This window comes from Mesorhizobium sp. 2RAF21, from assembly GCF_052115345.1.
GTDB classification, from domain to species: Bacteria; Pseudomonadota; Alphaproteobacteria; order Rhizobiales; family Rhizobiaceae; genus Mesorhizobium; species Mesorhizobium terrae.
On the sequence record NZ_JBFRGM010000011.1, the window covers coordinates 63,994 to 86,750 of the forward strand.

General features: G+C 62.8%; 23 protein-coding genes. 8 read left to right on the forward strand and 15 right to left on the reverse strand.

Annotated elements, in window-relative coordinates; translation table 11 throughout:
* Positions 1-38: 38 nt before the first annotated feature.
* Positions 39-1,688 (reverse strand): energy-dependent translational throttle protein EttA, encoded by a 1,650-nt coding sequence (ettA, locus tag AB4136_RS18730; protein WP_024923483.1) that lies wholly within the window; start codon positions 1,686-1,688, stop codon positions 39-41.
* 375 nt (positions 1,689-2,063) lie between these two features.
* Here ettA and AB4136_RS18735 point away from each other — a divergent pair, with 375 nt between their 5' ends.
* A complete protein-coding gene (locus AB4136_RS18735) occupies positions 2,064-2,300 on the forward strand; it encodes a GDCCVxC domain-containing (seleno)protein (protein ID WP_137900829.1) in 237 nt (78 codons plus the stop codon).
* Between the two features lie 48 nt (positions 2,301-2,348).
* Here the strand turns inward: AB4136_RS18735 and AB4136_RS18740 are convergent, their stop codons facing one another.
* From AB4136_RS18740 to AB4136_RS18755, 4 genes are all read right to left on the reverse strand, one after another.
* A complete protein-coding gene (locus tag AB4136_RS18740) occupies positions 2,349-2,822 on the reverse strand; it encodes a Holotricin-3 precursor (protein WP_137900830.1) in 474 nt (157 codons plus the stop codon).
* Between the two features lie 131 nt (positions 2,823-2,953).
* Positions 2,954-3,424, reverse strand: coding sequence for a hypothetical protein (locus AB4136_RS18745; protein ID WP_137900831.1), 471 nt, complete (start codon positions 3,422-3,424; stop codon positions 2,954-2,956).
* A 30-nt stretch (positions 3,425-3,454) separates the two neighbouring features.
* Positions 3,455-3,931, reverse strand: a complete 477-nt coding sequence (locus AB4136_RS18750; protein ID WP_137900832.1) for a DUF2127 domain-containing protein — start codon at positions 3,929-3,931, stop codon at positions 3,455-3,457.
* A 123-nt stretch (positions 3,932-4,054) separates the two neighbouring features.
* Complete coding sequence (locus AB4136_RS18755; RefSeq protein ID WP_171020949.1) at positions 4,055-4,216, reverse strand: hypothetical protein; 162 nt, start codon at positions 4,214-4,216, stop codon at positions 4,055-4,057.
* A gap of 179 nt (positions 4,217-4,395) precedes the next feature.
* Here AB4136_RS18755 and AB4136_RS18760 point away from each other — a divergent pair, with 179 nt between their 5' ends.
* Positions 4,396-5,031, forward strand: coding sequence for a TetR/AcrR family transcriptional regulator (locus AB4136_RS18760; protein ID WP_024923487.1), 636 nt, complete (start codon positions 4,396-4,398; stop codon positions 5,029-5,031).
* Between the two features lie 125 nt (positions 5,032-5,156).
* Here AB4136_RS18760 and AB4136_RS18765 read toward each other — a convergent pair whose 3' ends face one another.
* Positions 5,157-6,173, reverse strand: coding sequence for a ribonuclease T2 family protein (locus tag AB4136_RS18765; protein ID WP_024923488.1), 1,017 nt, complete (start codon positions 6,171-6,173; stop codon positions 5,157-5,159).
* A 206-nt stretch (positions 6,174-6,379) separates the two neighbouring features.
* On the opposite strand from AB4136_RS18765, the gene AB4136_RS18770 reads away from it, so the two are divergent.
* From AB4136_RS18770 to AB4136_RS18780, 3 genes are all read left to right on the forward strand, one after another.
* A complete protein-coding gene (locus AB4136_RS18770; protein ID WP_024923489.1) occupies positions 6,380-7,315 on the forward strand; it encodes an alpha/beta fold hydrolase in 936 nt (311 codons plus the stop codon).
* 97 nt (positions 7,316-7,412) lie between these two features.
* Complete coding sequence (locus tag AB4136_RS18775; protein ID WP_036254265.1) at positions 7,413-8,573, forward strand: CaiB/BaiF CoA transferase family protein; 1,161 nt, start codon at positions 7,413-7,415, stop codon at positions 8,571-8,573.
* A gap of 8 nt (positions 8,574-8,581) precedes the next feature.
* The gene (locus tag AB4136_RS18780) at positions 8,582-10,231 is read left to right on the forward strand and encodes a thiamine pyrophosphate-binding protein (protein ID WP_024923490.1); all 1,650 of its coding nucleotides are present in this window, start codon (positions 8,582-8,584) and stop codon (positions 10,229-10,231) included.
* Positions 10,232-10,260: 29 nt separating this feature from the next.
* Here AB4136_RS18780 and AB4136_RS18785 read toward each other — a convergent pair whose 3' ends face one another.
* The 9 genes from AB4136_RS18785 to AB4136_RS18825 form a co-directional block, all read right to left on the reverse strand.
* Positions 10,261-11,283, reverse strand: coding sequence for an LLM class flavin-dependent oxidoreductase (locus tag AB4136_RS18785; RefSeq protein ID WP_024923491.1), 1,023 nt, complete (start codon positions 11,281-11,283; stop codon positions 10,261-10,263).
* Positions 11,284-11,466: 183 nt separating this feature from the next.
* The gene (locus AB4136_RS18790) at positions 11,467-12,438 is read right to left on the reverse strand and encodes an ABC transporter substrate-binding protein (protein WP_024923492.1); all 972 of its coding nucleotides are present in this window, start codon (positions 12,436-12,438) and stop codon (positions 11,467-11,469) included.
* A 48-nt stretch (positions 12,439-12,486) separates the two neighbouring features.
* Entirely contained in the window at positions 12,487-13,641 is a 1,155-nt protein-coding gene (locus AB4136_RS18795) for an ABC transporter permease (protein ID WP_024923493.1), read from the reverse strand.
* The gene (locus AB4136_RS18800) at positions 13,638-14,516 is read right to left on the reverse strand and encodes an ABC transporter permease (RefSeq protein WP_024923494.1); all 879 of its coding nucleotides are present in this window, start codon (positions 14,514-14,516) and stop codon (positions 13,638-13,640) included. The genes AB4136_RS18795 and AB4136_RS18800 overlap by 4 nt, the downstream gene beginning before the upstream one ends.
* Positions 14,517-14,522: 6 nt before the next feature.
* Positions 14,523-15,314, reverse strand: a complete 792-nt coding sequence (locus AB4136_RS18805; RefSeq protein WP_024923495.1) for an ABC transporter ATP-binding protein — start codon at positions 15,312-15,314, stop codon at positions 14,523-14,525.
* A complete protein-coding gene (locus tag AB4136_RS18810; protein ID WP_036254268.1) occupies positions 15,311-15,685 on the reverse strand; it encodes a hypothetical protein in 375 nt (124 codons plus the stop codon). Before AB4136_RS18810 ends, AB4136_RS18805 begins: the two co-directional genes overlap by 4 nt.
* Before the next feature lie 2 nt (positions 15,686-15,687).
* Positions 15,688-17,139 (reverse strand): dihydropyrimidinase, encoded by a 1,452-nt coding sequence (hydA, locus tag AB4136_RS18815; protein WP_024923497.1) that lies wholly within the window; start codon positions 17,137-17,139, stop codon positions 15,688-15,690.
* A 130-nt stretch (positions 17,140-17,269) separates the two neighbouring features.
* The gene (locus AB4136_RS18820) at positions 17,270-18,520 is read right to left on the reverse strand and encodes a Zn-dependent hydrolase (RefSeq protein ID WP_024923498.1); all 1,251 of its coding nucleotides are present in this window, start codon (positions 18,518-18,520) and stop codon (positions 17,270-17,272) included.
* Between the two features lie 84 nt (positions 18,521-18,604).
* Positions 18,605-19,894 (reverse strand): aspartate aminotransferase family protein, encoded by a 1,290-nt coding sequence (locus AB4136_RS18825; protein WP_441931548.1) that lies wholly within the window; start codon positions 19,892-19,894, stop codon positions 18,605-18,607.
* 241 nt (positions 19,895-20,135) lie between these two features.
* Between AB4136_RS18825 and AB4136_RS18830 the strand changes: the two genes are divergently transcribed.
* The 3 genes from AB4136_RS18830 (at position 20,136) to AB4136_RS18840 (ending at position 22,738) form a co-directional block, all read left to right on the forward strand.
* Positions 20,136-20,774, forward strand: a complete 639-nt coding sequence (locus AB4136_RS18830; protein ID WP_024923500.1) for a TetR family transcriptional regulator C-terminal domain-containing protein — start codon at positions 20,136-20,138, stop codon at positions 20,772-20,774.
* 105 nt (positions 20,775-20,879) lie between these two features.
* Positions 20,880-22,229 carry a GntP family permease gene (locus tag AB4136_RS18835; RefSeq protein ID WP_024923501.1) on the forward strand — a complete coding sequence of 450 codons (1,350 nt, stop codon included), beginning with the start codon at positions 20,880-20,882 and terminating at the stop codon, positions 22,227-22,229.
* Positions 22,226-22,738 carry a gluconokinase gene (locus AB4136_RS18840; protein ID WP_024923502.1) on the forward strand — a complete coding sequence of 171 codons (513 nt, stop codon included), beginning with the start codon at positions 22,226-22,228 and terminating at the stop codon, positions 22,736-22,738. Before AB4136_RS18835 ends, AB4136_RS18840 begins: the two co-directional genes overlap by 4 nt.
* Positions 22,739-22,757: the final 19 nt, after the last annotated feature.

A 22,757-nucleotide genomic window follows, 5' to 3' on the forward strand; every position in this document is an offset into this window, starting at 1 on the left:
CGAAAACGCCCCGCTTTTTGGGCGGGGCGTTGGTATTGTCAGCGCGTCAGTCTCTTATACGTCATCCTGTGCGGATTGACGGCTTCCGGGCCAAGGCGCCGGATCTTGTCCTTCTCATAGTCCTCGAAGTTGCCTTCGAACCACTCGACATGACTGTCGCCCTCGAAGGCCAAGATGTGCGTGGCCAAGCGGTCGAGGAACATACGATCGTGGCTGATGATGACGGCGCAGCCGGCATAGCTTTCCAGCGCGTCTTCGAGTGCGGCCAGCGTTTCGGTGTCGAGATCGTTGGTCGGTTCGTCAAGCAGCAGCACATTGCCGCCGGTGCGCAACATCTTGGCCAGGTGCACGCGGTTGCGCTGACCGCCGGAGAGGTTGCCGACCTTCTGCTGCTGGTCGCCGCCACGGAAGTTGAACGACGAGCAATAGGCGCGGGTGTTGGCCTCGAACTTGCCGAGCTTGACCACTTCGGCGCCGCCGGAAATTTCTTCCCACACGGTCTTGTTCGGGTCGAGCGCGTCGCGACTCTGGTCGACATAACCGAGCTTAACCGTCTCGCCGACGCGGATCGTACCGGCATCGGGCTTTTCCTGGCCGGTGATCATCTTGAACAGCGTCGTCTTGCCGGCGCCGTTCGGGCCGATGATGCCGACAATGCCGCCCGGAGGCAATTTGAAGGTCAGGTTTTCGATCAGAAGCTGTTCGCCGAAACCCTTGTCGAGATCGGCGACTTCGATAACGACGTTGCCCAAGCGCTCGCCATGGGGAATGACGATCTGCGTGTCGGTCGGGCGACGGTTATTGGCCTGTTCGAGCAGGTTCTCGAAGGCCTGGATACGCGCCTTCGACTTGGTCTGACGCGCTTTGGGCGAGGACTGGATCCATTCGCGTTCGCGGCCGATGGCGCGCTGGCGGGCGTCGTCTTCCCGACCTTCCTGCTTGAGGCGCTTGGCCTTGGCTTCCAGATAGGCGGTGTAGTTGCCCTCGTAGGGAATGCTGCGACCGCGGTCGAGCTCGAGGATCCAGCCGGTGACGTTGTCGAGGAAGTAGCGGTCGTGGGTGATGAGCAGCACGGCGCCCTTGTAGGCGCGCAGGTGCTTTTCCAGCCAGGCCGTGGTCTCGGCGTCGAGATGGTTGGTCGGTTCGTCGAGCAGAAGCAGATCCGGCTCGGAGAGCAGCAGCTTGCACAGCGCCACGCGGCGGCGCTCGCCACCCGACAGCTTGGTCACGTCGGCGTCCTTGGGCGCGCAGGCCAGCGCTTCCATCGCCATCTCGACCTGCTGTTCGAGATCCCACAGATTGAGGCGGTCCATGTCGTCCTGGAGCTTGGCCGATTCGTCGGCCGTCTCGTCGGAATAGTTCATCATCAATTCGTTGTAGCGCTCGATGATGGCCGTCTTCTTGGCGACGCCCTCCATGATGTTCTCGAACACGGTCTTTGCCGGATCGAGATGCGGCTCCTGCGCCAGATAGCCGACGGTTGCGCCTTCGGCGAGCCAGGCTTCACCGGTGAACTCCTTGTCGAGCCCGGCCATGATCTTCAGGATCGTCGACTTACCGGCGCCGTTGGGGCCGAGAATGCCGATCTTGGCATCGGGATAGAAGGACAGATGAACATTCTCCAGCACCTTCTTGGTGCCGTAGGCCTTCGAGAGACCCGACATGTGATAAATGAACTGGCGTGCCACGCGCGCTTTCCTTGGTCGAACGGATTGGAAGCCGAATTGAACGGAGGTTGCGCGCTATGTAGGCGATGGCGACCGAAACGGCAATCGTCAAGGCCGCGAAAACGCCGGCCGTCAATTGGTCCTGGCGTGAAGCCTTGGCTTGGTTTCGGCCTTCAGCACCTTGCCAGGCTTGAGATGCGGCAAGCCGCCCGCACCTCGATCTGCCGCGGCCTCGACATCGGACCAATGCGCTCGTCGTCGCGGATCGTCTCCAAGCGAACGCCTGTGGCCTTTGCTATCTCTCCGACAGCCAAGACCTCGACTTCGCCTTTCCCACGAACCTGTAGTGACTGCGGGATGCGGGCCGATTATATCGGGGGAGGAAGGCAAACTGTGATGACCGAACTCAACTCGACGATCACGTGTCCGCATTGCGGCCATACCGCTGTCGAACAAATGCCGACCGATGCCTGTCAATTCTTCTATGACTGCAAGGGTTGTGGAACCCTCTTGCGCCCGAAGAGTGGTGATTGCTGCGTTTTCTGTTCCTATGGCTCAGTGCCCTGCCCGCCCATTCAAGAAGAACGAACTGGCGGTGCACCAACCTCCTGCTGTTGGGCCTCGCACGGCTGAACGAGGCCCAACTCGCAGAAACAGCGTTCTGCATGAAACCAGCAGAATTTACCGGCGGGCGTCGAGCAGGGCGTTGACCTTGCTGATCTCGCTTTCCGGCAATGCCGGGCGCCCGAAATCGGCGGCAAGCTTCAGTTCCGCCGCATCCAGCGCCTGTTCCTGGGCGACGGGATCCTGGATAGCCAGCGCCGCCTCGCGGCTCTTCTCGTAGGCGGCGATCTTGCCCACTGCGGAGTTCGGGTTTGCGCGTGCCCTGGCCCGCGCCGATGCATGGGCCGCGTTCAGCGCGCCTAGCTTGCCGGTATTGCTTCCGCCGTCTTCCGGCTCGGTTTTGTCGTGCGCGTCGGCAGAAGCATCGTGCTCGGACGAGGAATGTCCGTTGCCGCCGCCATTGCCACCATTACCGCCGTTCTTGGCATATGCGGCACTGACGAAACCATAGCCATTGGCATTTGTGAGAGCTACGCCTCCGGCCGCCAATCCCAGGCAAGCAAGAAGCGCGAATTGGCGCGAGAGTTTCATTTTTCATCTCCATGGCCCCATCCCACAACAAGCGGTTCATATCCGTTTGCGGCATATCTGAGGCAGATTCTGGGTTTGTTGGTCCTTCCCCATTCAAATTGCCCATCGGGGCAACGAATGGCGTGTACCTCTCAGTCGTCCGAATTATCCCAGCCGTCACCGTAGAACGGCCCGTAGTTCGGCATGATACGGATCAGCGGACGCGGACGCTCATAGCGCCAGTAATCATCCGGCTGCGGCTCGTAGGTGCGGTACACCGGGCGGTGATAGCGCCAATGCTGACGATGATGCTTCTTGTAGTGCTTGCGAGGCCGGACGCAGTAGCCATCGGGCGTAAGGTAGGCGCAGCTCACCCTGGCCTGCTGAACGAGGCCATCGGAAGCCGGCGCGACGGGTTTTATCGTCGGCGCCGCCTGGGCGGCAAATGCAAGCGCCGACAACGCGCCCGCCAAAACAAGAACAGAGACTTTCATTTGCCCCTCCTTCGGTTGCTGTTGGCCTCGATCAACACTTCGAATCCGCACGATTTGGGGCAATCCACGATCAAATTGTTTTTCCGACGAACACAGATTTCGATTGCCGTGAGAAAGCGCTTTGTCCATCGCAACCGCGAGATGGCTCGGCCGGCAGCGCTAAGAGGTTGGCAGATGCCGCCGCACTAGGCGGTACTCGTGCCAGATCAGCCACATCACGACGAGGTCAAAGACGGTCAAAACGATGAGCCCGACGCCATGCGTGTAGGAGAAACGATAGAGCTGATAAGCGATGAAGAGGCCGAGCACGACCAGCGATGCTGGATAGGCCCAGAGTTTGTTTCGCAAAAGCCCGGCGACGAGCGCCAGTTTAACGATGCCGTGGCTCAACAGATAGAACGCATAGAAATGCCGGGTTTCCACGGAAAAGCCTTGCGCCCAGGTCAGCAGGTGCGTGGCCAGGAAATCCTTCGGGTCCTCGACCAGCTCTTCCTGGGTAAGCATGTTGACCAGATTTGAAATCGTGTCCGTTCCGACAAGCCAGAGCGCGATGCCGCCTGCGCATTCAAGCAGAGCATGGGCGCCTTTGAGCAGGACACTGACTTGAAATATCTGGTGAATGCGGTGTTCTTGCATCCAGGCCTCTGTCGGCAACATTCCTGCGGTTGGTAACATCCGCAGACCAGCGCTTGGAAGCCGGTCGACACAAAATGAGTTTCACCACGCCACCCGGCGCCAAAAAGCCTTGTCCGATGTGGATCAATTCGTCTTGGCGAGAAGCCTTAACTTGATCTCCGCCTTCAGCACCTTGTCGACCTTGGAACGCGGCAGGTCGCTCCACACCTCGATCTGCTTCAGTGTCTTCACCGAGCCGACCTCCCCCCACAGCCAACCACACACCACGGAGCTTGTGGCGATCATCCAACAAAAAAATCTTGACAATTGCCAAGCAAATTTCTGGGCGATTGTATAAATCATGAACCGATGGAATGAACCGGTTCATTGCGTGCGGCGCCGCGTCGTGATTTATTCCGGCAAACTAAAGAGACCCGCCGCGCCGACGATCTTCCGGCGCAGGAGCGGGTAAACAGGGATACGCAATGACTGAGGCTCTGATCGAGGTCCCGAGGGCCAGGGCGGGCGGGCGGCGATTGCCGATCGACAAGTTCAATGCGCGCCGCTCGGAACTGTCCGAGGCTGTCCTCAAGACGCTGGGCGAGCTTGGTTATGCGCGCACCAGCCTGCGCGAGATCGCCCAGAAGTCGGAATTCACGCACGGCGTCTTTCACTACTACTTCACCGACAAGATCGACCTGATCTGCTGCAGCGTGCGCCAGTACAAGGCGAAATGCGTGACCCGCTATGACGAGGTGACGGCCACCGCAAGGACGCGGGAGCAACTGATCGATGGTTTCCTCGACAAGCTCGCCGAGACCCTGCGCCAGGAAGCCGACATGCATCGGCTCTGGTACGATCTCAGGGCCCAGGCGCTGTTCGAAAGCGCCTTCCGCGAGGATGTCACCGCCATCGACAAGAGCCTGGAGGACATGATCTGGCGTGTCGCCTCACGGCTTTCCGAACTCACCGGCAAGCCGTTGACGATGTCGTCGCCGGTACTCTACGCGGTGATGGATGGCCTGTTTCAAAAGGCGCTGCTCAAATTCACCGACAACCAGGCCGAGGCGATCCCGGAACTTATCGCCGAGGTGCGCCGCGTCCTCGCCGTGGCGACCTGATCAGCCGACAGGCTCTTTGTCGACACCCTGAAAAGGTGCGCTTTTTCAATACGCTGTCAGTGCAAGCCAAAGAGCGGGCGGGGCCTCGGCCGCCAGCCCGCGCTCTGTGGAATTGATTGTGGCGACTATTGCAATCCGACCGGATCGACAGTGCCCACTGGGCAACCGGCATTGTCGGTCGGCGCCGACGCCAGCATCAGATCCTTCAGCGAACTGCCCGGCCCGATCGGCCCGGCGAGACCGAGCGTTACCTCGCCGATCAACCGCTTGCCGCGGTCGTTGAAGCAGGAAACACGCACGCGATCGCCCGCCCCCTTGCCGAACGCACTGTCGAAGGCGCTGCGGATCTGGTCCGAGGTGATGTCCTTGCCGATGTTCTTTTCGAACAGTTCCCGCACCGGCGAGGCATTGACCTGTCGCATCAATGCCAGCGCGTCGGCGAAGTAAGCCTGCTGATCCTTGCCGTAGCAGGTGCCGTGCTTGATCCACTCATGCCGTTCCAGTTGCGAGGCCGTGCCCGGCATCACCTTATCGAGTTCCTGGCGGGTTTTGGTGTCCAGATTGACCGGTGGCAGATCCTGCCAACGGCCCGGCTTGTCATTGGCCCGGTCCGAGGCGCCCACCTGGCAATAGAAATTGCCGTTCGGCTGCGGCCACAGGCCGTGCAGGGTGAAATTCGTCGCGTCGAAACTCGAACCCGTCATCGCCCGGCATTCCGGCTTGTTTGACTTGGTCTCGCAGAAGGCCGGCTGCCAGGAAAGCGCGAAGACGTATTCGGGCTTGCCGCCCGCGGCTTTCTTCTGTGCCGTTCCCGGTTCGACCGGTGCGGCTGGGACAACCGGCGCGGCGGCGGCCTCGCCGGCGAGATGGCCGCAGCTCACCTTCACCCAGCGACGCTCGGGATCGGCGCCCGGCACCCGGATCATGTAGTGGGTCGGCGCGTCCTTGTTGCCGGCAACAACGTCGTAGCTCTGGCCCACCTGCGTGCTGACATCGCCCGGGTTCTTGCCGCTTTTGATCGCCTGCGTCGCCGGACAGGCGGCGTCGGCGACGAAGCTGCCGCTGAGTTTCGTTTCCGCACGCGCGGCTCCGCTGAGTGCGACCCCGGCAAGCATCGACCCGAGAACAAGCCAAATCCGCATGCGAAAATTCCCCCTGGTTGGACAGCGCGCCATCTGCCTCACCGATATGACAGAATTGCGATGCACTCGTCACCGCGGTTTGAACTTCCGCTGCGGAAATAGCGCAGCCGATTGACGCTAAACCGGCGCCGGCGCAAACAAAAGCCTTGCGACTTTCAGTGGCAAGGAGCGCGGATTTCAACCGCGCCTTGGGGGAGGAGAAGAGAATGCCGTTCAATGACCAGCGCAGCCTAGCCTCACCCACCGGCGCATCGCTCAATCTTTACACGCGCAAGGCAGACGGCAAGGAGCGTGGCGTGGTCCAGATCAGCCACGGCCTTGCCGAGCATGCCGCGCGTTATGCCGGCCTCGCAGATTTTCTCGCCGGCCGCGGCTACCACACCTATGCGCATGATCATCGCGGCCACGGCCACACCACGGCGCCAGACGCGCCGCCCGGCAAGTTCGGTGACACCGACGGCGGCGGTAAGGTGATCACCGATGTCCTCGCCGTGCACGAACTGATCGCAACCGAGCATGACGGGCTGCCGGTGATCGCCTTCGGCCACTCCATGGGCGGACTGATCGCGCTCAACTTCATCCAGAGACATTCGCCGCGCCTGGCGGGCGCCGCCGTCTGGAACGCCAATTTCAGCGCCGGCATCGCCGGTTATGCAGCGCTCGCCATACTGGGCTGGGAGCGGTTCAGGCTGGGCTCGGACGTACCCTCGCGCATGTTGCCCCGCCTCACCTTCCAGGCCTGGGGCAAGGCGGTTCCCGGCCACCGCACCCTGTTCGACTGGCTGTCGCGCGATGCGGCTGAGGTAGACAAATACATCGCCGACCCGCTCTGCGGCTGGGATGCCTCGGTCTCGCTCTGGCGCGACCTGTTCGGTTTCATCTTCGCCGGCGCCGACGATAGCCGTTTCGCCGGCATCCGCAAGGACCTGCCCGTCAACCTCACCGGCGGCGAGAAGGACCCCGCAACCAGTGGCGGCAAGGCCGTGGAGCATCTGACACGGCGCATGCGCCAGATGCACTTTTCGAATCTCGTTTCAAAGGTTTACCCCGAAACGCGGCACGAAAGCCTGAACGAGGTGAATCGGAACATTATCATGGAAGACTTCGCCGCCTGGGCGGACAAGGTCACGGCTTCGCGCTAAGTTTTGCCGTTTACAGATGCTGGTCCATCGCAAGAACCGTGACAGGACCTGTTTGGGTTGCTAGAGCCTGCCCGACCAAACGAACCTGCGGTGTTTCATGGCCAATCCTCCCTTGAAAGGCGTGCGCGTCATTGAACTCGCCCGCATCCTTGCCGGCCCGTGGGCGGGACAGATGCTGGCCGATCTCGGCGCCGACGTCATCAAGGTCGAAAGTCCGGAAGGCGACGACACCCGTAAATGGGGGCCGCCCTTCGTGAAAGGCAAGGATGGGGAGAACCTTTCCGCTGCCTACTACCACGCCTGCAACCGCGGCAAGCGTTCCATCGCCATCGACTTCTCGACGCCGGAAGGTGCGGAGACAGTGCGCAAGCTGGTCGCCAGCGCCGACGTTTTGATCGAAAATTTCAAGCTGGGCGGCCTGAAGAAATACGGTCTCGACTATGACAGCCTGAAGGTCATCAACCCGAAGCTCGTCTATTGCTCGATCACCGGCTTCGGCCAGTCCGGCCCCTATGCGCCGCGCGCGGGCTATGATTTCATCGTCCAGGGCATGTCCGGCCTGATGTCGATCACCGGGGCCGCCAGCGGCGAGCCGCAGAAGGTCGGTGTCGCCGTCACCGACATCTTCACCGGCCTCTATTCGGTCATCGCCATCCAGGCAGCTCTGCGCCACGCCGAGGCGACAGGCGAAGGCCAGCATGTCGACATGGCGCTGTTCGATTCGCAGATTTCGGTTCTGGCCAACCAGAACCTCAACTATCTCGTTTCCGGCAAGGCACCCGAGCGCATGGGCAACGCCCACCCCAACATCGCGCCCTATGAGGTGCTGCCGGTCGCCGACGGGCATTTCATCCTCGCTGTCGGTAATGATAGCCAGTTCGCCAAGTTCTGCGCCGTGGTCGGGCTCGCCTCCCTGCCCGCCGATCCAGACTTCGCCACCAACGCCGCGCGTGTCGCCAATCGCGTGAAGCTCCGCGAACACATGCTCGATGCGCTCGCCAAATTCACCCGCGACGATCTGCTGGCCAAGCTGGAAGGCGCCGGCGTGCCCGCCAGCCCCATTAACGACATTGGCCAGATGTTCGCTGACCCTCAGGCGATTGCCCGCGGCGTGCGGCTCGATCTCGACGATGGCCATGGCAACACCTTGCCTTCCGTGCGCGCGCCGATGGTGATGTCGGCCACGCCGCTCGTCTATGATCGCCCCTCGCCGCGCCTCGGCGAGCACACCGCTGAAATCCTTGCCGAACTGGAGTAGCCCGGATCATGAAAACCGGTGGTAAGCTGATCGTCGAAGCCCTCGAAGCCAATGGCGTCGACCGCATGTTCTGCGTGCCGGGGGAATCCTACCTCGCCGTGCTGGACGCGCTGCACGATTCTCCGATCCGCACCATCGTCTGCCGCCAGGAAGGCGGCGCCGCCATGATGGCGGATTGCCATGGCCGCCTCACCGGCAAGCCCGGCATCTGCTTCGTCACCCGCGGGCCGGGTGCCACCAACGCTTCCGCCGGCGTACACATCGCCATGCAGGATTCCATTCCGATGATCCTGTTCATCGGCCAGATCGCCGGTCACGCTCGCGAACGCGAGGCCTTCCAGGAGGTCAACTACAAACGCTTCTTCGGCGATATCGCCAAATGGGTGGTGGAGATCGACCGCGCCGAACGTATCCCGGAACTCGTCACCCGCGCCTTCGCCGTGGCCACTTCCGGCCGGCCCGGCCCGGTGGTCATTTCGCTGCCGGAGGACATGCTGGTCAGCGAGGTCGAGGCGCCGCTGGCGCAGCCCTTCACACCGGTTGAAACGCGACCGGGCGAAGCCGAACTCGACCAGCTCGAAAAGCTGCTTGCCGGCGCCAAGCGTCCCTTCGTCATCCTCGGCGGCACCCGCTGGACCGACGATGCTGTCGAGCGGATGAGACAGATTTCCGAAGCCTGGTCGCTGCCGGTCGGTGTTTCCTTCCGCCGCCAGATGCTGTTCGATCATCTCCATGCGAACTATGCCGGCGACGTCGGCATCGGCATCAACCCCAAGCTCGCCAGTGCGATCAAGGAAGCCGACCTCGTGCTCCTGATCGGCGGCCGCATGGGCGAAATGCCCTCCTCCGACTACACCATTCTCAAAAGCCCCTATCCGGACCAGACGCTGGTTCATGTCCATGCCGACGCCAACGAACTCGGCCGCGTCTATCGCCCGACTTTGGCGATCAACGCCTCGCCGGCTGCTTTCGTCGAGGCTTTCGCCAAGCGCCAACCCAAGGCGGCGCCCGCCTGGGGCGCCGAGACCGCGAAGCTGCACGACACCTATCTCGCCTGGTCGACGACGCCCAAGACCGGCCCCGGCCCGGTGCAGATGGGCCCGATCATGGACTATCTCGAAAGCGTGCTGCCGCAGGATGCCATCTTCACCAATGGCGCCGGTAACTATGCCACCTGGGTGCACCGCTTCCACCGCTTCCGCCGCTACGCCACGCAGGCAGCCCCGACCTCCGGCTCGATGGGTTACGGCCTGCCCGCTGCGGTCGCGGCAAAGGCTTTGCACCCCGATCGCCCGGTGATCTGTTTCGCCGGCGACGGCTGCTTCATGATGCATGGGCAGGAATTTGCCACCGCCGTGCAATACGACCTGCCGATCATCACCGTGGTGGTGAACAACGGCATCTACGGCACCATCCGCATGCACCAGGAACGCGAATATCCTGGCCGCGTCGAAGGCACCGACCTGAAGAACCCGGACTTCGCTGCACTGGCCCGCGCCTATGGCGGCCATGGCGAGACGGTGGTGAAGACCGACGAATTCGCCTCGGCCTTCGAGCGGGCTAAAGCCAGCGGCAAGCCGTCGATCATCGAGGTGCGTCTCGACCCCGAGGCGATCACCCCGGCCAAGACGCTGACCGATATCCGCGAGAAGCGATAGTAAGTCAGGTCCGGCCTCTGGGTCAGGACCTAGCGCCAGCCTAGCGCTGGCGCCACGTGCTTGACGATCGCCTCGATCACATGGGCGTTGTATTCGACGCCGAGCTGGTTCGGCACCGTCAGCAGCAAGGTGTCAGCCTCGGCGATCGCCTCGTCGCCGCGCAGCTGTTCGACCAGTACGTCCGGCTCCGCCGCGTAGCTGCGCCCGAAAACGGCGCGTTTCTCCGGTTCGATATAGCCGAACTGGTCGGTGCTTTCGCCGCTGCGGCCGAAATACGCACGGTCGAGATCGTTGACCAAGGCGAAGATCGAACGGCTGACCGAAACGCGCGGCGTGCGCTCATGGCCGGCCGCCTTCCAGGCTTCCCGATAGGCGCGGATCTGCTCGGCCTGCTGGACATGCAAAGGCTTGCCGCTCTCGTCGAACTTGAGCGTCGAGCTTTGCAGGTTCATGCCGAGCTTCGCCGCCCATTCAGCGGTTGCGTTGGTGGCAGCACCCCACCAGATGCGGTCGCGCAGACCGGGCGCATGCGGCTCCAGTCTGAGCAGTCCCGGCGGGTTGGGGAACATCGGCTGCGGATTGGGCTGCGCGAACCCCTGGCCGCGCAACAGATCGAGGAACACCTCGCTGTGCTGCCTGGCCATGTCGGCGTCGGTCTTGCCGTCCTGCGGCGCGTAACCAAAATAACGCCAGCCGTCGATGACCTGCTCGGGCGAGCCCCGGCTGATGCCGAGCTGCAGGCGTCCGCCGGCGATCAGGTCGGCGGACCCGGCGTCCTCGGCCATGTAGAGCGGGTTCTCGTAGCGCATGTCGATGACCGCCGTGCCGATCTCGATTTTTTTGGTCCGGGCTCCCACCGCCGCCAGAAGCGGGAACGGCGACGCCAGCTGGCGAGCGAAATGATGCACCCGGAAATAGGCCCCGTCCGCACCCAGCTCTTCCGCTGCCACGGCGAGGTCGATCGATTGAAGCAAGGCATCCGCCGCCGAACGCGTGCCGGACTGCGGCGATGGCGACCAATGGCCGAAGGAGAGAAAGCCGATCTTTTTCATGGAATGCCCAACACGTTGGAGGGTTTGTCGCGACTTAGCTAGGCGGCACGGCCCAACGGATCAAGCCGTTCGGGGTCGATGTTCGAGCACGCACTGTCTCTGCCGCGAGGACGACATCTTAGGGCTCAAACAAAAAGGGGCGGTTGCCCGCCCCTTTCCGATTCAGCATGAAGCCAATAGCGCTTACTTGATCGCCTTGTCGGTGATCGCCGTAGTGTAGGCGCCGGTCGGTGCCTTGGTGATGATCTTCTGGTCGAGCAATGCCTTGGCGGTACGCTCATAGGCGGCCGGGATCAGCTTGCCGTCGGCGTTGTCGACCAGCTTGGCCACTTCCTTCATCATGAACTTCTGGTGGTTTTCGTCCTGACCGCCATTTTCCACGATGATTCCAGCAGCTTCGTCGGTGTTTTCGGTGGCGTATTTCCAACCCTTCATCGAGGCGCGCACGAAACGCACCATCTTGTCCTCGAAGGCCGCGTCCTTCAGCTTGTCCTCGATCGTGTAGAGCCCGTCCTCGAGCAGATCGTTGCCCATTGCCGAATAGTTGAAAACGACCAGGTCTTCCGGCTTGTAACCGGCATCGAGCACCTGTCCGTATTCGTTGTAGGTCATCACCGAGATACAGTCAGCCTGCTTCTGGATCAGCGGCTGCACGTCGAAGCTCTGCTTGAGCACGGTGACGCCATCCGGTCCGCCTTCCGTCTTGAGGCCCAGCTTGTTCATCCAGGCATAGAACGGATATTCGTTGCCGAAGAACCAGACGCCCAGCGTGTGGCCCTTGAAGTCGGCCTCGGTCTTGATCGGCCCGTTCTTCGGGCAGACCAGTTCCATGCCGGCCTTCTTGAAAGGCTGGGCGATGTTCACCAGCCCCACGCCCTTTTCACGCGCGGCCAGGGCGCCGCCCATCCAGTCGACGATGACGTCGGCGCCACCGCCGGCAATCACCTGTTCGGGCGCGATGTCCGGGCCGCCCGGCTTGATGTCGACGTCCAGCCCTTCTTCCTTGTAGAAGCCCTTGTCCTTGGCGACATAGTAGCCGGCGAACTGTGCCTGCGTGACCCATTTAAGCTGCAGCGTCACCTTGTCGGCGGCCATCGCCTGGAAAGCCGCCAGCGACATTGCCGACGCCAGCATCGAAACCATCAGTTTTTTCATGTTCTTACCCTCTGAAGTTGAACCCAAACCCTCTTTATTCTTCTCCGCCTAGCCTCCCCGGACAGACGGATGCCAGAACGTGGCTGCTCGTTCGATGAGCGCGACCACGCCATAGAAGACCGAACCCGCAAGTGCTGCAACCGCGATTTCGGCCCAGACCATGTCGACATTCATCCTGCCGACCTCGGTCGATATCCTGAAGCCCATGCCGACCACCGGCGTGCCGAAGAATTCGGCGACGATGGCGCCGATCAGCGCCAGGGTGGAATTGATCTTCAACGCGTTGAAGATGAAGGGCGCCGCCGCCGGCAGCCTGAGCTTCGCCAGCGTCTGCCAGTAGTTCGAGGCATAGGTGCGCATCAGGTCGCGCTCCATGTGCCCGGACGCCGCCAACCCCGCCACCGTGTTCACCAGCATCGGGAAGAAGGTCATGATGATGACGACGGCCGCCTTGGAGTGCCAGTCGAAGCCGAACCACATCACCATGATCGGTGCCACGCCGATGATCGGCAGCGCCGACACCATGTTGCCTATCGGGATCAGCCCGCGTCGCAGGAAAACGAAACGATCGGCGAGAATGGCCGCAACGAAGCCCGACCCGCAGCCCAGCACATAACCGATCAGCACCGAGCGGAAGATGGTCTGGTTGACGTCGGCCCACAGCACGGGAAGCGAATTGACGATGCGCGCGCCGACCGAGCTTGGCGGCGGCAACAGGATGAACGGAATGCCGGCGCCGCGGGTAATCGCCTCCCACAACACCAGGATCCAGGCGCCGAACAGCGCCGGAATGGCGAGCTTCAGTGCCGTCGACATCCATCGTTGCGACGGCTTCATCGACGACAGCGCCGCCACGCAACGCCAGCCGAGCAGCCAGGCGGCGGCCAGCACAAGGAAATATGGCGCCAGCGCCGTGCCCTCGAAGCCGGCGATGCCACGCACCAGCAAGAACGCAGCCATGCTCGAACCGACGAACAGCGCCAAGGCTTCGAGCGCCGGCGCGAGCGCCAACATGGACAGGAGCCCGGCCGCGATGACGATCCCGTACATCAGGGCTTTTGTGCCCATGTAAGGGTAGTTGATCGTGGCCGTGGGCTGGGCCGAGGCAACTGCCTCCGGTGCGCTTATGGCGCCGAGTGCCGCCGCGACAAGGCAGAGCACGATTGCGAGTACAGCCTGCCAGGACGGTTTCAAGCCTTTCATGCCGGCCTCCCGCCCATGGCGCGGTCAACCAGGCGACCCGCCAGCCCGACCAGCGCAACCAGAAGTGCCGCCACGATCGAGCCCGCCACCAGCGCCGACCAGATGTCGATGGTCTGGCTGTAATAGGCACCGGCAAGCAATTTTGCGCCGATGCCGGCAACAGCGCCGGTCGGCAACTCGCCGACAATGGCGCCGACCAGGCTTGCCGCCACCGCCACCTTCATCGAGGCGAACAGGAACGGCACCGAGGCCGGCACCCGCAGCTTCCAGAAGGTCTGCGTGGAACTGGCGTTGTAGGTGTGCATGAGGTCGAGATGCATGAGTTCCGGCGAGCGCAGTCCCTTCACCATGCCGACCGCGACCGGGAAGAAGGAAAGATAGGTCGAAATCAGTGCCTTCGGGATCAACCCGGTGATGCCGATGGCGGCCAGCACAACGATCACCATTGGCGCGATCGCCAGAATGGGGATGGTCTGCGAGGCGATGATCCACGGCATCAGGCTGCGATCGAGCGTCGTCACATGGACGATACCGACGGCAATCGCGATGCCCAGCGCCGTGCCGAAGGCGAAGCCGAGCAGCGTCGAGGAGAGCGTCACCCAGGCATGGTAGACGAGGCTGCGATTGCTGGTGATCTTGCGTTCGAACGTGTTCTCGAAAAAGTTCTGAGCCACCTGATGTGGCGCCGGCAACGTCGGCTTCGGCTGCGACAATGTCTTGCCGATGAACTCGACCGTGCCGGGCGTGACGTTGTTGCGGCTGTCCATGTCGCGCTGGAACGGCGCGTTCATCGCCACCGCGCCGACATACCAAATGATCACGATGATCGCGAGGATCGTGGTGACCGGGATGATCTTGGAGCGAAGGGTATCCATGCTCCGTCAATCCTCGTAGGAATGGCCGGCGCGCAGCCCGTCGCGCACGCGGGCCGCGATGGCAAGAAACTCCGGCGTCTCACGAATGTTGAGCGGGCGTTCCCTCGGCAGCGTCGATTCGATCACGTCGGTGACGCGGCCGGGCCGCGGCGACATGACAACGATGCGCGTCGACAGATAGACCGCTTCCGGGATCGAGTGGGTGACGAAACAGATCGTCTTGTCGGTCGCGGCCCATAGTTGCAGCAGCTGCTCGTTCAGGTGATCGCGCACGATCTCGTCCAGCGCGCCGAACGGTTCGTCCATCAAAAGAAGATCAGCCTCGAAGGCAAGCGCGCGGGCAATCGAGGCGCGCTGCTGCATGCCACCCGACAGCTGCCAGGGATATTTCTTCTCGAAGCCGGCAAGATTGACCAGTTCCAGCGTGCGCTTGATGCGCTCGGCCTGCTCTGCCTTGGGCAGGCCGATGATCTCCAGCGGCAGCGCCACATTGCGCTCGATGGTGCGCCAGGGGAACAAGGCGGCCGCCTGGAACACATAACCATAGGCGCGCTTCTCGCGTGCCTGTTCAGGCGTCATGCCGTTGATGGTGATGGAACCGGAAGTCGGCTTCTCCAGATCGGCGATGACGCGCAGGAACGTCGTCTTACCGCAGCCCGAAGGCCCGATGAAGGAGACGAATTCACCCTTGCCGATGGTGAGATCGACATTGCTCAGCGCCTGCACCGGCCCGTCATTGGTCTGGAAGGTAAGACCGAGTTTGCTTGCCGCGACGACGGCTGGCTCTACGGCGGTCATTTGCACTGCGACACTTCCCCCATGACAAAGCCGCTGTCATCGACAACGATGAGCTTCTTCTTGTTCTTCGGACTTGGCTTTAGCGTGAACTCGGCAGGCGCCTTGCCCTCCTCGCCCTCGGCCTCGCATTCAGTTTTCAAAAGCAGAGAGCCGTCGGCGTTCTGCTTGCTTTCCTTGATGGTGCAGGCGCTCGCCGCCGTAACAAAATCGGTCTTGGTGACGAGCAGCATATCCTCGGCATAGACCTGCTGGCCATCCTTGTTGATGCAGCCGGACTTGTTGCCATACGGCTTGCTGACATCAATGCCGGCCGCATGGACCGGCGCCGCCGCGAAAACCGCAGCGGCTGCGAACCAGAGGAGCGGACGCAAGCTCAAACCCCCGTCGCGGGAATGCCGGTGCGCTCGACCTTGCGCGGCGCGGTGATCTCCTTCCAGGCCGACAGCGCCCGGTTGACCGCGCCATTCGGCTCGCGCGCCACGAACTCGCCATGGCCGGCCTTGGTCTTCACCTCGGCCTCCTGGATCGTCAGTTCGCCGCGCGAGAACACGAAGCGCGGCAGGCCGGTCACCTCGTAGCCCTCGAAGACATTGTAGTCGATCACCGACTGCTGGGCCTTGGCAGAGATCGTCTTCTTGCGCTTGGGGTCCCAAACCACGATGTCGGCATCCGCGCCTTCGACGATGGCGCCCTTCCTCGGATACATGTTCAGGATCTTGGCGATGTTGGTCGAGGTCACCGCCACGAACTCGTTCATGGTCAGCCGGCCGGTGTTGACGCCGGCCGTCCACAGCACCGGCATGCGGTCTTCAAGGCCGCCGGTGCCGTTCGGGATCTTGGTGAAGTCGCCGACGCCGAAACGCTTTTGTTTGCTGGTGAAGGCGCAATGGTCGGTGGCCACCACTTGCAGGGAACCCGCCTGCAGGCCTGCCCACAGCGAATCCTGGTGCAGCTTGTTGCGGAAGGGCGGGCTCATCACGCGCCGCGCGGCATGGTCCCAGTCCTTGTTGAAATATTCGCTCTCGTCGAGCACCAGATGCTGGATCAGCGGCTCGCCATAGACGCGCATGCCCTTCTGGCGAGCGCGCCGGATCGCCTCATGCGCCTGCTCGCAGGAGGTGTGCACGACATAAAGCGGCACGCCCGCCATGTCGGCGATCATGATGGCGCGGTTGGTCGCCTCGCCCTCCACTTCCGGCGGGCGCGAATAGGCATGCGCCTCCGGCCCGTTGTTGCCGGCGGCAAGCAGCTTCTGCGAAAGGGCGGCGACGACGTCGCCATTCTCGGCATGCACAAGCGGCAGCGCGCCGAGTTCGGCGCAACGCTGGAACGACGCATACATCTCGTCATCGTCCACCATCAGCGCACCCTTATAGGCCATGAAGTGCTTGAACGAGGTGATGCCCTTGTCGACCACGGTCTTCATCTCGTTGAAGACCTGCTCGCCCCACCAGGTGATGGCCATGTGGAACGAAAAATCGCATGCCGCCCTGGAGGTCTTGTTGTCCCACATCTGCAGCGCTTCGAGCAGCGATTGCTGCGGCGCCGGCAGACAGAAATCGACCACCATGGTCGTGCCGCCGGAAAGGGCGGCGCGGGTGCCGCTTTCGAAATCGTCGGCCGAATAGGTGCCCATGAACGGCATTTCGAGATGGGTGTGCGGGTCGATGCCGCCAGGCATCACATAGCAGCCGGTGGCGTCGAACTCATGGTCGCCATGCAGGTTCTGGCCGATCGCGACGATCTTGCCGTGCTGGATCAGCACGTCGGCCTTCCAAGTCCGGTCGGCCGTGACGACGGTACCGTTCCTGATCACTCTGGTCATCGTTCTTGTTCCCTTGTTTCGTTCGCGCTTCTTGTGAGCTGCGTTCGGTATGTGATTCAGATCAGGCGACTTTGGACAATAAGTGCATCGATTTTGGCCGGGGATCGATGGCTTGTCCTCCAAAGTCGCCTTATTCGACGATCTCCGCAGTCTCCGCCACCGCGTGGAACAGCACGTCGCAACCGGCGGCGGCCCATTCCTTGGAAATGTCTTCGGCCTCGTTGTGCGACAGCCCGTCGACGCAGGGGCACATGACCATCGTCGACGGCGCCACGCGCGCTGTCCAGCAGGCGTCGTGACCGGCGCCCGAAATGATGTTCATGTGCGAATAGCCCAGCTTCTCCGCAGCGGCGCGCACGCGGGCAACCAGCGTCGGGTCGAAGGTGACGGGGTCGAAATGGCCGACCGCCTCGACCGAACAGCCGACGCCCAGTTCCTTGGCGATCCTGGCAGCTTCGGTCTCGATCGCGGCGCGCATGCGGTCGAGCTTGGCCTGTTCGGGCGAACGAATATCGACGGTGAAGATGACGGTGCCCGGCAGCACGTTGCGCGAATTGGGCGAGAACTTGACCTGGCCAACGCCGCCGACGGCGCCTGGCTGGTTGTCCATCGCCACCTTCTGTACCATCTCGAAGATGCGGGCCATGGCGAGCCCGGCATTGACGCGCATGTTCATCGGGGTCGAGCCGGTATGCGCTTCCTTGCCGACAAGTGTGAATTCGAGCCACCACAGGCCCTGGCCGTGAGTGACCACGCCGATCTGCTTGTTCTGCGCCTCGAGGATCGGCCCCTGCTCGATATGGTATTCGAAATAGGCGTGCATCTTGCGCGCGCCCACCTCTTCATCGCCGAGCCAGCCGACGCGCTTCAACTCGTCGCCAAACGTCTTGCCGTCCGGGTCCTTGCGCGAATAGGCGTAGTCCAGCGTATGGACGCCGGCAAAGACGCCGGACGCCAGCATCGCCGGCGCGAAGCGCGCGCCTTCCTCATTCGTCCAGTTGGTGACGACAACGGGGTGCTTGGTCTTGAGGCCGAGGTCGTTCAGCGTGCGGATGACCTCCAGCCCGGCGAGGACGCCAAGGACGCCGTCATACTTGCCGCCGGTCGGCTGGGTGTCGAGGTGCGAGCCGACATAGACCGGCAACGCGTTGGGATCCGTCCCTTCGCGGCGGGCAAACATGGTGCCCATCTTGTCGATGCCGGTTTCGAGCCCCGCCGCATCGCACCAGCGCTTGAACAGATGCCGCCCTTCGCCGTCCGCGTCGGTCAAGGTCTGGCGATTGTTGCCGCCAGCGACGCCCGGGCCGATCTTGGCCATCTCCATCAGGGAATCCCAAAGACGATCGGGATTGATGCGCAGATTCTCGCCGGGTGCGGCCATTACCATCCTCTCATTGTTCAGTCAGCGTTGCGGCCGGCGGTTCCCGACGCCAGCCGCAACGTTTGGCTTTTGGAGCGCGGGGGGTCATTTGGGAGGCGCGGCGCTGGTGATGATGAGCGGCGGCGACAGCGCAATGATGTCGCCGGTGGTGCGGATCAGCGCGCCGCGCTCATATGCCTTCACGAAAGCCTGGAAGGCGCGCTTGGTCGGCTGTCCGGCAATCGGCGCAAGCTCGATGGCGCCGATCAGGCCGATGTTGCGGATGTCGATAACATGCGGCTCGCCCTTCAGCGAATGCAGCGCATCCTCCCAATAGGGTGCGAGCTCCTCGCCGCGGGTGAGCAAGCCCTCTTCCTTGTAGGTGTCCAGCGTGCCGAGTGCCGCGGCACAGGCGATCGGATTGCCCGAATAGGTGTAGCCGTGGAAGAACTCGATCATGTGGTCCGGGCCGGTCATGAACGTGTCGTGGATTTCCTTGGTCGCGAACACCGCACCCATCGGGATGACACCGTTGGAGACACCCTTGGCGGTGGTGATGATGTCGGGCGTCACGCCGAAATAGTCGGCGGCGAACGGCGTGCCGAGACGGCCGAACCCGGTGATGACCTCATCGAAAATCAAAAGGATGCCGTGCTTGGTGCAGATTTCGCGCAGGCGCTGCAGATAACCCTTCGGCGGCAGGATGACGCCGGTGGAGCCGGCGACCGGCTCGACGATGACGGCGGCGATGGTCGAGGCGTCATGCAGCGTGACGATGCGTTCCAATTCGTCGGCGAGTTCGGCGCCATGCTCCGGCACGCCCTTGGTGAAGGCGTTCTTCTCGGGCAGATGGGTGTGCGGCATGTGGTCGACGCCAGTGAGCAGCGTGCCGAACATCTTGCGATTGTTGACGATGCCGCCGACCGAGATACCGCCGAAATTGACGCCATGATAGCCGCGCTCGCGGCCGATCAGGCGGAAGCGCGAGCCGTTACCCTTGGCGCGGTGATAGGCGATCGCCATCTTGAGCGCGGTGTCGACCGATTCCGAGCCGGAATTGGTGAAGAAGACGTGGTCCATACCTTTCGGCGCGATGTCGACCAGCCGGTTCGCCAGTTCGAACACGATCGGGTGGCCCATCTGGAAGGCCGGGGCGTAGTCGAGTTCCGCCGCCTGCTGCTGGATGGCCTCGGTGATCTTCGGCCGGCAGTGACCGGCGTTGACGCACCACAGGCCGGCAGTGCCGTCCAGGATCTTACGACCGTCCGAGGACGTGTAGTGCATGTCCTTGGCACCGACCAGCATGCGCGGCGCCTGTTTGAATTGCCGGTTTGCCGTGAACGGCATCCAGAATGCACTGAGATCGTTCGGCGTTACCTTGAGCCGATTGGACATGACCAAGCCTTTCCTTTCACTGCTTCGTTTCGGTGCGGCCAACGCTTGGTCTTCGGCGCGTTTTCGTGCTACGCAAATTTTTGACCGGATGGACAAACGTTAGCACCGCCATGAAGACGGTCAAGGGATTACTAGCGGAAATGCCGCATTTGAAGCGCGCTCCACAGCCCAGCAAAAACTGGTCCAGACAATTGGTCCAGATTACCCGGAACGCCTTGCCATTCAACGGGTGGTCCGCGCCATGAACGCCCCCGCCCCACCCCGCACCCGCATCCAGCAAGAAAAGCGCGAGCTGATCCTCGAAGCCGCGCTCGAAGTCTTCGCCATGCACGGTTTCCGCGGCTCGACCATCGACCAGATCGCGGAAGCGGCGGGCATGTCGAAACCGAACCTGCTGTATTATTTCCGGCGCAAGGAAGAGATCCACGAAACGCTGATCCAGCGCCTGCTGCAAACCTGGCTGGCGCCGCTGCGCGAGCTCGACGACATTGGCGACCCGTTGACGGAGTTGCGGTCTTACATCCGCCGCAAGCTGGAGATGGCGCGCGACTATCCCCGCGAGAGCCGGCTGTTCGCCAACGAGATCCTGCAGGGCGCGCCGCGCATCATGCCGATGCTGGAGGGCGAGCTGAAAAACCTGGTGGAGGAAAAGGCCGCCGTCATCAAGGGCTGGATGCGGGCCGGCAAGATCGCCCGCACCGACCCCTGGCACCTGATCTTCTCGATCTGGGCGACGACCCAGCATTATGCCGATTTCGACGTCCAGGTGCGCGCCGTGCTTGGTCCAGATCGTGGTGGCGAAGGCCGCTTCGAGGACGCAGCCCGCTTCCTGGAACAGCTCTTCCTCGAGGGACTGCAACCGAAAACCGGCGCGGGCTGATTCCTCCGGCCCCTATCGCCGTACAGCGGAAAGTTTCCAGAAACCGGCATTGACCTCCCGTGCAATCGTGCGAACTAATGCATGTGGGGGCATGGAGGACACTGCATGGAACAGGCTGCCACCGCCGGCGATGCCCAGCTAATCATCGCCGCGCTTGCCGGCGTTGCCGCGATCGTCATCCTGATCAGTTGGCTGAAGCTGCATCCCTTCCTGTCCCTGTCCATTGGGGCGCTCGGCGTCGGCCTCGCCGCCAATCTCGGCGCGGCCGGGTCGATAACCTCCTTCACCAAGGGCTTCGGCGCGACAATGGCCGGCGTCGGCATCCTGATGGGACTGGGTGCGATGTTCGGCAAGCTGCTGGCCGATTCGGGTGGCGCCGACCGCATTGTCGACACGCTGGTCGGCCGATCGAAGCCGCAGATGCTGCCCTGGACCATGGGACTGGTCGGCGCGATCATCGGCCTGCCGATGTTCTTCGAGATCGGCCTGGTGCTCCTGATGCCGGTGATCCTGCTGGTCAGCCAGCGATCCGGTCAATCCATCGTCAAGATCGCAATCCCGACGCTGGCCGGCCTGTCGGCCATGCATGGCCTGGTGCCGCCGCATCCCGGTCCGCTCGTCGCCGTCAGCACGCTCGGCGCCAATCTCGGCCTCACCCTCGGTCTCGGCGTACTCGTCGCCATACCGAGCGTGATCATCAGCGGTCCGATTTTCGCGACCATCGCCGATCGCTGGGTCAAGGTTCCGACCCCGCAACTGTTCGCCCCTACCGCAAGCGATCAGGCGCCCTCTACCGCTCAGCCGAGCTTCGCGACCGCCGTCACCGCCATCCTGCTGCCGGTGGTGCTGATGCTCGCCCGCGCCATCTCGGAAGTCGTCGCACCCGGTTCGAAGGCCTTTGTTCCGGCCGCCCTGCATGTGCTGGGCGAACCGCTGATTGCGCTTGGAATAGCCGTCATCGCCGGCGCACTGATGTTCCAGATGCCGAAGAAGGCGGTGGCCCACAGCCTGGAGAGCTCGCTTGGCCCCATCGCCGGCATCCTGCTCATCGTCGGCGCCGGCGGCGGCTTCAAACAGGTCCTGGTCGATACCGGCATCGGCGCCGTCATCGCCACCGCGATCAGCGGCAGCGGCCTGCCGGTCATGTTCCTGGCCTGGTTCGTCGCCGTCCTCGTGCGCGTCGCCACCGGTTCGGCCACCGTCGCAACCGTCACCGCCGCCGGCATCCTGGCGCCGGTCGCCGCCGGCCTGCCGCCGGCCCAGGGCGCTTTGATGGTGCTTGCCATCGGGTCGGGCTCGCTGTTCCTGTCGCATCTGAACGACGCCGGCTTCTGGCTGGTGAAGGGTTATCTCAACATGGACATCGGCCAGACGCTGAAGACCTGGACGCTGATGGAATGCATCATTTCCGTCTGCGGGCTAGTCGGCGTCCTCATCCTCGGGGCCTTCCTGTGAAGCCGGTCGTCGTGGTGGTAATGGGTGTCTCGGGTTCCGGCAAATCGACGATTGCCGGCCTTGTGGCGGAACGGCTACGATGGGATCTCCTCGAAGGCGACGAGCTGCATCCCAAGGCCAACATCGAGAAGATGAGCCACGGCATACCGCTTACCGATGACGACCGCCGCCCCTGGCTGGGGGCCATCGCCCGCTGGATCGACGAGCGCATCCGCACCGGCCGGCCCGCGCTCGTCACCTGCTCCTCGCTAAAGCGGTCCTATCGCGACATCCTGCGCGGCGAGAGCCAAAAGGGCGTGGTGGCCTTTGCTCTCCTCGCCGGATCGCGAGAGCTGCTGATGCAGCGCATGGGCGCGCGCAAAGGTCATTTCATGCCGGCGAGCCTGCTCGATTCGCAGATCGCGACGCTGGAACCACTGCAACCTGATGAAGCAGGCGCCGTCATCGACATCGGCGAGAGCCCGATCGAAGAGGCGGAGCAGGTCATCGACCGCTTGCGCCTCGCCTGAGAAAAGCAGCCACCGATAC

Coding starts and splice junctions, on each gene's coding strand:
- AB4136_RS18820 (WP_024923498.1), bottom strand. CDS start 18,520: ATGGCCGCACCCGGCGAGAATCTGCGCATCAATCCCGATCGTCTTTGG.
- AB4136_RS18755 (WP_171020949.1), bottom strand. CDS start 4,216: ATGATCGCCACAAGCTCCGTGGTGTGTGGTTGGCTGTGGGGGGAGGTC.
- AB4136_RS18750 (WP_137900832.1), bottom strand. CDS start 3,931: ATGCAAGAACACCGCATTCACCAGATATTTCAAGTCAGTGTCCTGCTC.
- AB4136_RS18800 (WP_024923494.1), bottom strand. CDS start 14,516: ATGGATACCCTTCGCTCCAAGATCATCCCGGTCACCACGATCCTCGCG.
- hydA (WP_024923497.1), bottom strand. CDS start 17,139: ATGACCAGAGTGATCAGGAACGGTACCGTCGTCACGGCCGACCGGACT.
- AB4136_RS18770 (WP_024923489.1), top strand. CDS start 6,380: ATGCCGTTCAATGACCAGCGCAGCCTAGCCTCACCCACCGGCGCATCG.
- AB4136_RS18740 (WP_137900830.1), bottom strand. CDS start 2,822: ATGAAACTCTCGCGCCAATTCGCGCTTCTTGCTTGCCTGGGATTGGCG.
- AB4136_RS18745 (WP_137900831.1), bottom strand. CDS start 3,424: ATGGACAAAGCGCTTTCTCACGGCAATCGAAATCTGTGTTCGTCGGAA.
- AB4136_RS18835 (WP_024923501.1), top strand. CDS start 20,880: ATGGAACAGGCTGCCACCGCCGGCGATGCCCAGCTAATCATCGCCGCG.
- AB4136_RS18795 (WP_024923493.1), bottom strand. CDS start 13,641: ATGAAAGGCTTGAAACCGTCCTGGCAGGCTGTACTCGCAATCGTGCTC.
- AB4136_RS18765 (WP_024923488.1), bottom strand. CDS start 6,173: ATGCGGATTTGGCTTGTTCTCGGGTCGATGCTTGCCGGGGTCGCACTC.
- AB4136_RS18825 (WP_441931548.1), bottom strand. CDS start 19,894: ATGTCCAATCGGCTCAAGGTAACGCCGAACGATCTCAGTGCATTCTGG.
- AB4136_RS18830 (WP_024923500.1), top strand. CDS start 20,136: ATGAACGCCCCCGCCCCACCCCGCACCCGCATCCAGCAAGAAAAGCGC.
- AB4136_RS18785 (WP_024923491.1), bottom strand. CDS start 11,283: ATGAAAAAGATCGGCTTTCTCTCCTTCGGCCATTGGTCGCCATCGCCG.
- AB4136_RS18790 (WP_024923492.1), bottom strand. CDS start 12,438: ATGAAAAAACTGATGGTTTCGATGCTGGCGTCGGCAATGTCGCTGGCG.
- AB4136_RS18780 (WP_024923490.1), top strand. CDS start 8,582: ATGAAAACCGGTGGTAAGCTGATCGTCGAAGCCCTCGAAGCCAATGGC.
- AB4136_RS18760 (WP_024923487.1), top strand. CDS start 4,396: ATGACTGAGGCTCTGATCGAGGTCCCGAGGGCCAGGGCGGGCGGGCGG.
- AB4136_RS18775 (WP_036254265.1), top strand. CDS start 7,413: ATGGCCAATCCTCCCTTGAAAGGCGTGCGCGTCATTGAACTCGCCCGC.
- AB4136_RS18735 (WP_137900829.1), top strand. CDS start 2,064: ATGACCGAACTCAACTCGACGATCACGTGTCCGCATTGCGGCCATACC.
- AB4136_RS18805 (WP_024923495.1), bottom strand. CDS start 15,314: ATGACCGCCGTAGAGCCAGCCGTCGTCGCGGCAAGCAAACTCGGTCTT.